We start from the raw sequence: 12,203 nt of genomic DNA, 5'->3' as shown, positions 1-12,203 counted from the left end.
CAAACAAATTAACAACCAGCAAGCCGCACTAAGAACGAACAACCAAGAACGAAGAAGGAAGAAGGAAGAAGGAAGAACGAAGAAGGAAGAAGGAAGAAGGAAGAAGGAAGAAGGAAGAAGCAGTAATAGCAATGGTTTCAGCGATTAAAAATGTCCTGACCGTCTTGGCGGTTGCTATAGATAAAAAGCTGTCAAATAACCCTTATAAGTTTGTAGTGATCGCATCCTTTCTGGGAGTTTGGGGGAATTAATAAAAAACTCAAGTCCTTACTACAAACAGTTTTTTGAGGGTTGGTAGTTAGGACTTTAGTCATCATATTTTTGAAGGGCGAATCAGTGCTTTCGACGCCTGAAAGCTTACTGCCAAACAAACACTTTCGCTTCGTATTCCGGCAAGTCGATTATAAGATTGTTATCGCCCGATTCAATATCATAATTCCCCGTCCATTCGTGCCAAGTTCCGTTTTCCGGGAAGTGGGGAACGCTGTAACCAGCTAGATAATTTTCCGACCAATTCACCACTACTACAACTCTCGAACCTTCATCGTTCCAGCGAGCGTAAGCAAAAACTTTCGAGTCGGGGTCTTCGTGGAAAAACTCGATGTTTTCTGTGTAAAGTGCTTGGTTATTTTTGCGCAGGTGAATCAAGCCTTTGTAGTATTCCCACAAACCTTTATTCATGTCATTTCCTAGCAGCGTCCAGTCAATTTTAGATTGCTCGATTGTTTTGGCTTTGTATTCGCCAAATTCTTCGCCCATCCAAATCAGCGGCACGCCAACTGCTGTCATTAACACCACGGTTCCCAACTTCGCCCGCTTGAATGCTGCTTCATCCAAAATCCCGCGATCGCCCAATTCGGCAAAAAGGCGATCGTGGTCGTGATTGCTCAGATAATTCACTACATTCGTAGCACCCAAGTAACCTTGCCGCTTGCAGTCGATTACCTCTTTGAGCCGTTCTAAATCAAAATTGTCGCCGCAGAGTTGTGGAATTATGGAGTGATAGAAACTGTCGTGCCAGCAGCCGTCCATCGGCCCGTCTAGATTGGTGATGCTGGGCTCGTCGGGAATGTATTCGGCAACGGTGTAAAACGGTTTGGGGCCGGCGGCATTTTTGGCTTCTTGAACGACCCAGTGCATGAAATCGTAGTTGGCAATTTGTCGCGCGGCGTCGAAACGAATGCCGTCGAGATGATATTCTTGAATCCAGAAGCGGACTGTATCGCCAGCAAATCTGCGCGCCGGGAAAGTTCCTAAGTTTTCGTCGTAGAATTCGTAGTTAAATTCCGGGCCCCAATTGTTGTCTGGATCGCGGGGTTCGTGGTGGTACCAATAATCGTGATCGATTTGAGTGAGGGGGCTCGACGCTTCCGAGTGGTTGTAAATCCCGTCCATGATGACGCGAATGCCGCGGCCGTGACACTCGTCTATCAGGTTTTTGAGCTCTTCTGTGGTTCCGTAGCTGGACTCGGCAGCGAAGAAGTAGCGGGGGTTGTAGCCCCAACTGTAGTCGCCCGGGTATTCTTTGAGGGGCATGAGTTCGATCGCGTTGATGCCGAGTTCGACTAGGTAATCGAGTTTTTCGACGACGTGCTTGTACTTGCCGCGGGCCAGGGGATCGGCTTCACCGCCAGAAAAGTCGGCAACGTGCATTTCGTAAATCACTAATTCCCGATCGGCCGGCAGCGGTTTGTCGTCGTGTTTCCAGACGTAGGTATCGACAATGCGATCGCCATCTTTGATCCGAACCAGGCCGTTTTGAGTGGGATCGTCGATGTCAGTCGCGTAGGGATCGACCACATCTACCCACTGATCGGCTTCCAGAAACCAGCTTTTCGACTGAACGCGAAATTTGTATTGATAAACGCCATCCTCCAACTCAACTCGCGTGCGAAAATAACCTTCTTCGTCCTTTTCCATCGGGATGTCTTCCCAATTAGAAAAAGAGCCAATCAAGGTAGCTCCTTTGTTGTAAGGAGCAAATAACTTGAATTCAATTGGAGCGGCCATAATACCTCTTTCTAAAATATTTCAGTAGCAGTTGATACTTTTAATTTTGCAAATTTAAGCGAACTCTGCATCGCTCTGCGGATATAATTTCTTTAAGGCTTAACTATTCCTAAAAGTATGGTAATCTGGCCTCTGCCGCTGCATTTTATGAAGTGAAATTGCGCAATATCGGCAGTGCGATCGGAATGTATCTAACTTGTTATTACTCGATAATAACTAATACTAAACTGACCATTATTTCGCATCTATCTTAAGGTATATTTAATTAATACAAATATTATTTAAAATATCTGCACTGGGATAGATGCAATTTGAAATGATAGCCTTTTTTAACAGGAAGCAATTCGCCGATCGGTACTCCGGGCGCACCTTAATTTTTCGGCAACAATTAGTCAGCCGGTGCTTCGTGCGGCTCCTACATTTTCGGCAGTAAGGTGCGCACTGCGCACCCTACTTTTAACTTGATTTTGCCTGATGATAAGGCTTCATCCAACCAAGCCAGAACGCAGGGCGAGAACGGCTGCTTGAGTGCGGTCATCAGCGCACAGCTTGTTCAGAATATTGCGGACGTGAGTCTTGACTGTACCGACAGTAATGTACAGTTTTTCGGCGATTGCAGCATTGCTGTAACCCTGCACGATCAGTTCCAAAACCTCTAATTCCCGCTCGGTTAAAGGGTAAGTCTCAATAATGTGACTGAACTCGGGTTCGGCAGCCTTAATTGTGACTCTTTTGCCCTCAGCCTTCGGTTCTTCCGGCGCTGACTCCTTAGTGCGAGCTTGTTTCAGGACGATGCGGGCGATCGCCGGATCGATCCAAGAGTTACCTTCGTGAGTTACTTTTACTACATCCAACAACTGATCGAAGCTGATATCTTTCATGCAGTAAGAGTCAGCTCCGGCGGCAAAAGCTGCCAGAACTTCTTCTTCATTGTCCTGAAAAGTCAGAATCAAAATTTTGGTATCCGGATCGGACTCGGCTACCGATTTTTTAAACTTTTGTGTCAATTCAATACCGTCAAAATCCGGCAAGCCAATGTCTACAATTGCCACGTCAGGTTTTGAAGACTGAAGCAGTTTCAATCCCTCAGTAGCGTTAGCGGCATCCCCGACAACTTCTATCGTGTCACGCTGTTGTAAAGCTGTGCGGATGCCGACTCTTGTCAGGTCGTGGTCTTCTATCAAAGCAACGCGAATTTTACTCATCTTTTTTCCAATAGTCCGCTAAACTTTAAAAATATCGTCAATTGACTCAGCTTGGCTGAGCAAATTTGAGAACGTGTCCGGATTTAGGGTTTGACAGGCCGCACATCATTTTTAAGCATACTCATCCAGCCGCCAAGAAAGCAAGCTAAGTTTCAAGTTATTTTGCGGCGATCGCCTGCACGAGTCCGATCGGGACAGGTAAGCTGTCAATGTTTTTATAGTTTAACTGAATAATGCCATTGTCCGCCCCTTGATAGAGGTAAAGATACCACTACCCAGATAGATTTAAAGTATAAAAAATTTTGATGCACTTGGGTCGTCAAAATCAATAAAGCTAGCAGCATGAGTCTTTAGCCGTTGTTAGGGCTCAAGTTCAATGCTTATTGATAAAACCTCTTATGAGTCACTCTCACGGCAATAACTTTTTTCGCTCGGAGTTTTCCGGCGCGGAAATATTACAGGAAGTATCTGATATAATCTCTCCTTTACAGCAAGTTGGCGACAGCAAAACTCAGGACGATCGCCTGTTACAGGCAATTCCTGACATTGTTTGGAAAGCAAATGCCAACGGCTGGGCAACTTATTTAGGTCAGCGCTGGGAGGAGTACACGGGGGTACCAGCAGCAGTAGCTTTGGGTTTCGGCTACTTGGCGCGCGTTCACCCTGAAGACCGCGCTCGTCTGTTGGCGCAAGCGCGCACTTCTGAGTTCCCGCCGGAAAGTTACGAAATTCTATTTCGCCTGCAAACGCGAGAGGGCACTTACCGCTGGAACCTGGCCAGAGGAGCGCCCGCTAACCCAGACAATCAGGAAATTGTGGAGTGGGTGGGAACCTACAGAGATATGGACACGATCGAACAAACTCAAGCCGAGCTGCAAGCAGAACCAGAATTTTGGCGCCATCAAGCGCGCTCGGAAGCTAACTTCAGAGCAGAAAATTTGTGCCAAGCCCAGACGCTAATGGACGCTGGGCATGATTTGCGGGCGATCGAGAGATTTACAAATCTGTTGAGCCAGCGCGCGGGTAACTTGTGCCAGTTGTTGCAAGCGATCGCGGACGCGACTGTAGAAGCGATCGCCGGAGCTGAATTTTGCCTGGTTGCCCTCCCGGAGAGCGATTCCAACGGCCTGAAACTCAGGGCTGTCGGGGGCGTGGAAAACTTTGCACGTGCGGGCAAAATTCCGCACGTGCAAAACAAGCTGCTGTGGAAAGCATTTGCGACGGGAGAGTCTCTACTGTGGCGATCGGAGTGCGACGGCTGGCTGCCGGCGGCGGCCTGTGCAGCGGCGATCGAGTCGGGGGAAACCGGGCGTTTGGGCGTGTTGGCGATCGGCAACGGGAAAGACAGCACGGCGATTGACAGGGAAACTCAGCAACTGCTGGCGGTTATGGGAAAACAAGCTGCGATGGCAATTAACAGCGCGCGGGCGATCGAAAAATTAAAAAAGCAGGAACAGCTTTTAGAGTTGCAAAACGAGCTGCTAATTCGCCAGCAGGAAGAACTGGAAAATCAGGGCCGGCGGATTCAACAGCAAAAATTGCAACTGCTAGAAGCAGCCAAGTTAAAATCGCAATTTTTGGGCACCGTGTCCCACGAATTGCTAACTCCCATGAATGGGATTATCGGCTTTTCCCAATTGCTGCTGCGCCAGCACAAACAATTGCTGACCCCCAAGCAAACAGAGATGGTGGGGCGCATTTTAGATAACGGCCAAAACCTGCTAGTGCTGATTAACGATATCCTCGACCTTTCCAAAATCGAGAGCGGCAGCACAGAATTAGAAACTGAAGAATTTGATTTAGGGCATTTAGTAATCGATGTCGCCCTAGAATTCGGAAATCAAGCCACCGAAAAGAATGTGGCAATGTTTGTCAGCGTGTGCTTGCAGAATCAGCTTATAGTTAATGACAAGTGGCGTCTGCGACAAGTTTTGGTCAATCTCATTTCCAACGCGGTTAAATTCACGCATCGGGGCAGTATTTGGATTGAGGCGCGGGAATTAAATGGCGATCGGCTAACTATCACCGTTCGGGATACAGGAATCGGCATCGGTGAAACCGAACTGCCCGAAATTTTCGACAAATTCCATCAAGCCGACCAAAGCACAACCCGCCAATATCCAGGCACCGGTTTAGGACTAGCCATTAGTGCCTCTTTAGTCAAAATGATGGACGGCACAATTACGGTCGAAAGCCAACCCAAAAAAGGTTCGACATTTCGGATAGAATTTCTGCGAACTACTAACCCTAACAAACTCCAGTCCTGACTGCAAACATTTTTTATACTAATTCTCAAAAGTAGGGCTATATATTCTACGCGAGCCGCTGTAGGGAAACGGCAAGCCTTAAGCCGATCGCGGGGTTCTGCGACTTTTAATAATTAGTATAAGATTGATGATTGTAGCAAGACTTTTTTAAACTGGTACTAAATTTACAGCAGATTGCTGACCTCAAGAGTAATGTAATTGCTGCGAGAGATAGCCAAGCAATGGCGATCGCGGGCAATGACATACTACAGCCGTGCAAATAAAAAAAGCAAGTATTAAAACCGGATTTAGTATACATACCTGCGGACATAATGAGGTTTATTTATGCCCGCTAATTAGAGAAAATCTGGTTTTAATCCCTCCTTTATTCTTCAGTCTGCGGAGGACGTTAGGCGAAGATCAGTCGAGCCGCAGACTGTGTTTGACTCTATGCAGCGGTTTGAACCGCCAAGTCCGATCTAAAGACTAGAAGTTTTCCCTACTTCTGCCTGAGTATCAATTGGTTTAACATCGGTGTAGCCCATACTATTAGCTACGTCGCGCAGCACCGAAATTTGCTGTTCAAAATCAAGACCTTCAATTTGACCCAACACGCCATTGACAGCCTCTGTTGCCTCATATCCTTCGGGGATATCGACAATTGTTTCCCCCATACCAATAGCCCAAGCATACCAAACCAGCAACTGATTGTTAGCAGTTAAAGCTCCGTAAGCGTGAGAATACGGCGTGTTGTCGCGGTTGACAATACCTCTCATTATATTCAGTTGTTCGTCATGAGAAAGCTTGTAAAAATCATCGAGCAGCACGGGAGCTAATTCAGGTTCAGCGGCGGCGGGAGCGGCTGGTGTAATTGAATCTCCCATTTTTTCATAAACAAAGTAGAGAAGCGCCAGTTTTTCATCTGTACCCAACCCGTTGATTGTCTGAACGATGTTTTGAGTGTCGTTGGAAAGAGAGTGAGGATTGGTCGCGGCGGGCGAGTTCATAAATCAAATTCCTTAAAAATGCTTCCAGAATATATGAATATCAATATTTGTAAGTGCAAGTCACCATCCCCGAGAGGTAATACGATTTGAGATTTGAGATTTGAGATTTGAGATTAAACAATAGGGAATAGCTTAGTATGTATGGGTTTGGAGCTTGCATAAACTCGCATTTCTTTCAGAAACTGATGTAATGTTGAGCCGCTATCCTATAATAAATCATCCTTAAGATACAAGCCAACGATACATCTGCGGGTAGATGAAAAAGCATTGGATTTAAGTAAAGATAGATAAAGTGAATTGTTAAATAAAACTACCAAGGAGTCGGCTATGTCTGAAATCAATACAGAACCAAATGACACTGAAAGCTTTGATGCTGCTCAGATCGCTGAAAGCGCAGAAGCTGGAGAGCAACAGTTGCCGACCGTTAATGTATCAGCAGACTACGAAGCTTCAAAAGAATTTAGCGTTAGTGAAATCGATCGCACGGGTGCCGGCGCCGAAGCTGCCGCCGCTGCAACTGCACCTAAATTGGATATTCCGGCTGCTAAAGAGGTCGCAAAGCCGGCTGATTCCAGCAGCAATCCCGCTGATTTTCGTTCGATGGCTCAGGAAGTTAATCCCGCAGGTGTACCGGGCGATGTTACCGACGATTTGATCGACAAAGCGATCGATCTTGGTACTCCCGGCAGTTAATTTAGAAATTCTCCATCCTCAATGCAAAACCTCTGTATTGTAGAGTGCTTATGGCGCGCCTTACCCCTATAATTCGCGCGTCAAACCACTTTTTTCATAACTTCTGAATTCTCAATTGAATGCACGATAAGCTGCAATACTGTAGGGACACAAAAATGTTGTGTCTTTTAAGGCTGCAATAGGGTAGGGACACAACATTGTTGTGTCCTTTAAGCGTTAATTTTAAGTCTCCCTAATCGCTTAAATTTAAGTCTATCGCCCGACAAATTTGGCCGACAGTGCGATCGCTCAAAACTTCAATTACTAAATCCACCCGATCGCCCTCCTCAACCATCGACTTAATAAATAACTCGGGATGCAGCGCTTTCCAGAAATATTCGACAAACCGATGAATTTCTTCCTCTGACATTCCCGACTTCCCCGCCGCCATCATTTCCTGTTCCGCCTGATTGCGCCACACTTGAGAAATGCGATAATCTTGGGGATACAAAACCATCAACCGATCTAATCGGTTCCACAGCGGCAAATAGTCGTGCAGCTTCGCATTCATATCGCGCGCAAACTGACAGTCGCCCTCTGTGGAAATCGGAAACGGTGCACCCGCCAAAAACTCGTTCAATTTGGCATCAACCACCGGATTCACGCCGACAAACCAACCTTCAAAAAGTACAATATCCGCACCGGAAATAATTTCCGGTTGACTTCTATCTCCTGCACCTCCACAGGCAGATTTGTCAAACCTGGGAATTTCTATATTTTTAATTATATCCGGTTTTAGGGCATCAGACTTTGGATTGTCAACTGCTGCTAATTCGCGAGTTTGAGAACGGCGCAACTTATCTAAAACTGCGATTCCCAAGTCAATATCGTGAGTGCCGGGGGGGCCGCGCCAAATTAAACGCGGGTCTGCTTTTTGGAGTTTTTGGCGATCGGCATAAGTCTTGTAAAGATCGTCTAAAGAAAGGCTGACAGTAGAATATCCTAATTTTTCTAGAATCAGCCTCAAAACTTCGCATAAAGTAGTTTTTCCCGTTCCTTGCCCTCCTAAAATTCCTTGAATTAAAGGACGGTTTAAACTTTGTTTTTCAGTCGATAATTGCATTGCCAGGGGCAGCCAAAGATTCCACAAAGTTTCGAGAAAAACAGTTGATTTCAGCGGCAAAGTATGCAGTTCGTCCAGAAGAGAAAAGAATAAATCGGTTTTGCAGCGGACAACATCGGCTGCATTGTCGGGAGTAATGCCAAAAGCGCGCGATCGCACATCATCCGCAAGTTCCCAACTTGCCAGGATCTCGAAGTCGCGAGCAATCCTCTTCGCGGGCTTTCCTTCGGATCGCAACGCTTTCGCTAACGGGCGATCCTCTTCGTTGGCGTAGCCCCCGTAGGGGCGGGCTTCGCTAACGCCCGCTTGCCACCGGTGTAAAATGTCAACAGGGGTTGCAGTCGATCGATTCATCAGCTCAAAACTCTCTAGGCGGGGGCTGGTTTTGTACAAATACTATCCGCAACTGACAAATATTTCATCCTAAACCCGCGCCGATTCAAAAAGTTTTTAAGAGCCTAGTTTGAAAGCCTCCACAAATAAATTGTAAGTCAGGCCAATTTTCAGAGCATGGAGCATCTCCACCCAAAAAGAACGGGCTACAGGCCGCGGGCCGGCGTAAACCAGCCAATTCGCGAATTCCGTCAACAACACCAACAGCCCCGCCACGATAATATCCCAATCAGCAGATTGTCCGGCGATCGTCGAAATAGCTGTTCCCAAAAAAGTGCCGAACAGCAGACTAATTAGCAGGAGGGAAATCCGCCGCCAAGGATTGCTCAGCCAGCCTCGGAATCGCTCGCCCAGAACATCAATCAATCTGTTAATTCGGGTATTCTGCATAAAAGTTATACAATTTGAGATTCGAGATTCGAGATTTTCGATTGGGAATGACTAATGACTATTGAGGTTTGGATCGCGGGTCTATAGTTGTATTTTGTTTTAAAACTGGTATTAAAAGTTATACCGATGAGTCAAAAAATGCTGCTCCCGACAAAATCCAAATCGTTACCGGGGTCAGTATGTCCCAATCTAAAATCTAAGATTTAACATCTAAAATGGTATTGAGCGATCGCCGACTTATAGCCGAGAACGGTCAATTACTTAAGTGTAACTGTATCTTGTTGTACAGCAGCCCCGGGTTCTACATTAAAAATAGTTATGACTAATTGCGGGTGCAGTCTATCCTTTAAGCCTAAAATTTATGAAACTTAAAATTTACCAGATCGTAATTGGAGTGTCGATCCTCCTATTTACAGGAATGTTTCTAGGACGTTTTGAAATCACGATCTCCAACGGTTCAAATCGGCCGAGCGATTTGCCCTCCCCAGCCACCGCACTCCCCCCAACACCCCCCGTTTCCGGAGTCGCGACAGCTTCGGCAGACACTGCCAAAAAGCCCAAACCCGACTCAATACCAACCCCCCCAGAGTCAGAGGAGGAATTGCTGTCTTCAATCCCTGCAAATATTAATGCCACCGGCAGTCTGCGTGTCAGCAACCGCAGCGAACACCCAGTGCGAGTGGCCCTGCTGTCGAAACGGCAAGCCGAGAAATCCTACGGCAAACCGGCGCACTGGGATTTTGCGCCGGGGGAAGGCGGCGGCAAGGGACTGATGCTATCGCTGCCGGAGGGCAAGCTACAAATCAAACAGGGAGACATTTTGGTTGTTTTTGCTCAGGATGGTTCTCGCCGCTACTGGGGGCCTTACGTCGCCGGGGAGACAGCCTCGCCGGCTTGGAACAGCACAACCGGAGAATGGCAATTAATTTTGCAGCCTTGAATCCTTAGCTGCAGGTGCCGAGATTTTGGTCTAGAAAGCCGATTGAGTCGGTCTTTTTGAGAATAGTGGCAGATTTGAGTTTAACCTGACATCTTGAACCGTTCTCAAGAACGGGCTCTTCGGCCCATTCCACAAAGAGTGAATTTTCTTGTGGGGTGGGCCCGAAAGCCTATTAAGGAAGAATGGTGCAAGATGTGAGTTGAACCTGATGCGATCGACTTGGGAGTTTCGAGAATGCGAATCTTTCGGTAGACTCTCTATGCGAGTTAAAATTTAAAATCTAAAATCGCAGGAAGTTTGGGTGAAGGAAGTTATTAAAAGTTTGTCAGAGTATTTAAGGCATCGCCCGATCGCACCAAAGTTGCTGTCGCTGTTGTGGCTGTGCGCGATCGCCTCGGTGGCTTTTTTGTGGAATCTCGGCAATATCGGTTTAGTTGACGAAACCGAACCGCTGTTTGCCGAAGCCGCCCGTCAAATGACGCTGACAGGGGATTGGATCACTCCTTATTTCAACGGCGAAACCAGGTTTGACAAGCCGCCGTTGATTTACTGGCTGATGGCGGTGGCTTACCGCACTCTGGGCGTTAACGAATGGGCTGTGCGTCTTCCCTCGGCTTTGTGCGCGATCGGTCTGACTTGCCTCGGATTTTATACCCTCTCGAAGGAAGAAGGAAGAAGGAAGGAGGAAGAAGGAAGAGGGGATGAAGAAGAAGGAAAATTCTTCCCCACTCAAAACTCAAAACTCAAAACTCGCCGTCTCCCCCTCTTTTTTTCTACTCCTTGGATTGGTGCGGCCCTAATAGCTTTAAATCCCCAAACTATTGCCTGGGGACGGACTGGCGTTTCAGATATGCTATTAGTCGGCTGTATGTGTTCGGCACTGCTCGCCTTTTTCCTCGGTTACACTCTAGAAGAACAGAGAGAACAAGCAGAATTTTCCACTGTTTCCGCTTCCCGATTTCCCAATAAGTGGTATCTGACTTTTTACGTACTAATTGCCTTAGCAATTCTGGCTAAGGGGCCTGTGGGAATTGTCGTGCCAGCGCTGATTGTGGGCTGCTTCGGGCTTTATTTGGGAAATTTTCGGCAACTTTGGCGCGAAATGCGTCCGGTGTCGGGAATCTTGATTATTCTGGCGATCGCCCTGCCGTGGTACATTTTCGTTATTTTAGCCAACGGTCAAACTTATATTGACAGCTTTTTTGGCTATCACAATTTCCAGCGTTTTACTGGGGTAGTCAACAAGCACTCGGCGCCTTGGTATTTTTACTTTTTTGTAGTGCTAGTTGGTTTTGCACCTTGGTCGATTTATTTGCCCGTGGCGATCGCCCGCACCCGTTTTTGGCAGCGCAGTTACTGGCGTCGTCAACCGCGATCGGCTCAGTTGAGTTTATTTGCCCTATTTTGGTTCGGCTGCATCTTTGGGTTTTTTACGATCGCCGTGACCAAATTGCCGAGTTATGTATTGCCTTTAATCCCCGCCGCTGCGATTTTGGTAACGCTGCTGTGGAGCGATATTATTGCAGGCAACGAACCCAAAAACAGGCGAGGAAATTTAGAAATAAAACCGAATTCTTTACCGCGAGGGCTGTTAGTTACATACATTTTTAATGTCATATTTTTATTAATTGTAGCCGGAGCAACTTTCTACAGCTACAACTGGCTGGGAGACGACCCGGCTATGCCCAATTTTCCCCAAGCAATTCAGCAGTCGGGATTGCTGATTGTCGGCGGTACGATTTGGATAATTACAGCCGTGGCGATCGCACTTTTACTCTGGAAGCGGCAACAGCGCTGGATTTTGGTTGCTAACCTCATCGGGTTAGTAGCATTTATCATCTTTGGTCTTACTCCCGCCTACAAAGTGGTCGATATCAACCGCCAGTTACCTCTGAGACAGTTAGCGCAGGTGGCGGTTCAACAAAAACTGCCGGGGGAAGAGTTGATGATGGTTGGTTTCTGGAAACCAAGTCTGGTTTTTTATACCCAAGGGCCGGTGACTTACTACCGAGCTGTCCAAAAGGCGATCGACTACATTAAGGAATCTAAAAACCCAACTTCTCCCTCTATTTTGGTGCTGGGATATCCAGAGAAATTTGTGCAATTAGGATTGCAGCCAAATCAATATCAATTGTTGGACAGTCGGGGCGCTTACCAACTCGCCAGGGTTCCGAGAACAGCGTTTCGCTAGTGTCTATAGTGCGATCTCATACTTGT

9 protein-coding genes are annotated in these 12,203 nt (G+C 47.0%); 4 read left to right on the top strand and 5 right to left on the bottom strand.

Annotated features, from left to right (window positions below; genetic code table 11):
* Window positions 1-357: 357 nt before the first annotated feature.
* Together E5S67_RS20675 and E5S67_RS20670 are read right to left on the bottom strand one after the other, a co-directional pair.
* Complete coding sequence (locus E5S67_RS20675) at window positions 358-2,010, bottom strand: alpha-amylase family glycosyl hydrolase (RefSeq protein ID WP_172190275.1); 1,653 nt, start codon at window positions 2,008-2,010, stop codon at window positions 358-360.
* Between the two features lie 485 nt (window positions 2,011-2,495).
* On the bottom strand, window positions 2,496-3,215 hold the full coding sequence (locus E5S67_RS20670) for a response regulator (RefSeq protein ID WP_172190274.1): 720 nt from the start codon (window positions 3,213-3,215) through the stop codon (window positions 2,496-2,498).
* Between the two features lie 398 nt (window positions 3,216-3,613).
* Here E5S67_RS20670 and E5S67_RS20665 point away from each other — a divergent pair, with 398 nt between their 5' ends.
* Window positions 3,614-5,482, top strand: coding sequence for a PAS domain-containing protein (locus E5S67_RS20665; RefSeq protein WP_172190273.1), 1,869 nt, complete (start codon window positions 3,614-3,616; stop codon window positions 5,480-5,482).
* Window positions 5,483-5,940: 458 nt separating this feature from the next.
* Here E5S67_RS20665 and E5S67_RS20660 read toward each other — a convergent pair whose 3' ends face one another.
* Window positions 5,941-6,468, bottom strand: coding sequence for an orange carotenoid protein N-terminal domain-containing protein (locus tag E5S67_RS20660; RefSeq protein ID WP_172190272.1), 528 nt, complete (start codon window positions 6,466-6,468; stop codon window positions 5,941-5,943).
* 327 nt (window positions 6,469-6,795) lie between these two features.
* Here E5S67_RS20660 and E5S67_RS20655 point away from each other — a divergent pair, with 327 nt between their 5' ends.
* Window positions 6,796-7,161 carry a hypothetical protein gene (locus E5S67_RS20655; protein WP_172190271.1) on the top strand — a complete coding sequence of 122 codons (366 nt, stop codon included), beginning with the start codon at window positions 6,796-6,798 and terminating at the stop codon, window positions 7,159-7,161.
* Between the two features lie 232 nt (window positions 7,162-7,393).
* On the opposite strand, the gene E5S67_RS20650 is transcribed toward E5S67_RS20655, so the two are convergent.
* Together E5S67_RS20650 and E5S67_RS20645 are read right to left on the bottom strand one after the other, a co-directional pair.
* Window positions 7,394-8,617: a glycerate kinase gene (locus E5S67_RS20650; RefSeq protein ID WP_172190277.1), complete on the bottom strand. Its 1,224-nt coding sequence runs from the start codon at window positions 8,615-8,617 to the stop codon at window positions 7,394-7,396.
* A 96-nt stretch (window positions 8,618-8,713) separates the two neighbouring features.
* A complete protein-coding gene (locus E5S67_RS20645; protein WP_172190270.1) occupies window positions 8,714-9,046 on the bottom strand; it encodes a DUF565 domain-containing protein in 333 nt (110 codons plus the stop codon).
* 361 nt (window positions 9,047-9,407) lie between these two features.
* On the opposite strand from E5S67_RS20645, the gene E5S67_RS20640 reads away from it, so the two are divergent.
* Window positions 9,408-9,986 carry a hypothetical protein gene (locus E5S67_RS20640; RefSeq protein WP_172190269.1) on the top strand — a complete coding sequence of 193 codons (579 nt, stop codon included), beginning with the start codon at window positions 9,408-9,410 and terminating at the stop codon, window positions 9,984-9,986.
* A gap of 301 nt (window positions 9,987-10,287) precedes the next feature.
* Window positions 10,288-12,177, top strand: a complete 1,890-nt coding sequence (locus tag E5S67_RS20635) for a glycosyltransferase family 39 protein (RefSeq protein WP_172190268.1) — start codon at window positions 10,288-10,290, stop codon at window positions 12,175-12,177.
* The last annotated feature ends 26 nt before the right edge of the window (window positions 12,178-12,203 follow it).

This window comes from Microcoleus asticus IPMA8 (genome assembly GCF_013179805.1).
Classification (GTDB): Bacteria; Cyanobacteriota; Cyanobacteriia; order Cyanobacteriales; family Microcoleaceae; genus Microcoleus; species Microcoleus asticus.
The sequence above is the reverse complement of the archived record's forward strand: the minus strand, read 5'-3'. Positions and strand labels throughout refer to the sequence as shown.

What these genes read in the sequence shown, in the direction of transcription:
- E5S67_RS20645 (WP_172190270.1), bottom strand. Translation starts at nt 9,046, where the DNA reads ATGCAGAATACCCGAATTAACAGATTGATTGATGTTCTGGGCGAGCGA.
- E5S67_RS20640 (WP_172190269.1), top strand. Translation starts at nt 9,408, where the DNA reads ATGAAACTTAAAATTTACCAGATCGTAATTGGAGTGTCGATCCTCCTA.
- E5S67_RS20670 (WP_172190274.1), bottom strand. Translation starts at nt 3,215, where the DNA reads ATGAGTAAAATTCGCGTTGCTTTGATAGAAGACCACGACCTGACAAGA.
- E5S67_RS20655 (WP_172190271.1), top strand. Translation starts at nt 6,796, where the DNA reads ATGTCTGAAATCAATACAGAACCAAATGACACTGAAAGCTTTGATGCT.
- E5S67_RS20660 (WP_172190272.1), bottom strand. Translation starts at nt 6,468, where the DNA reads ATGAACTCGCCCGCCGCGACCAATCCTCACTCTCTTTCCAACGACACT.
- E5S67_RS20665 (WP_172190273.1), top strand. Translation starts at nt 3,614, where the DNA reads ATGAGTCACTCTCACGGCAATAACTTTTTTCGCTCGGAGTTTTCCGGC.
- E5S67_RS20650 (WP_172190277.1), bottom strand. Translation starts at nt 8,617, where the DNA reads ATGAATCGATCGACTGCAACCCCTGTTGACATTTTACACCGGTGGCAA.
- E5S67_RS20675 (WP_172190275.1), bottom strand. Translation starts at nt 2,010, where the DNA reads ATGGCCGCTCCAATTGAATTCAAGTTATTTGCTCCTTACAACAAAGGA.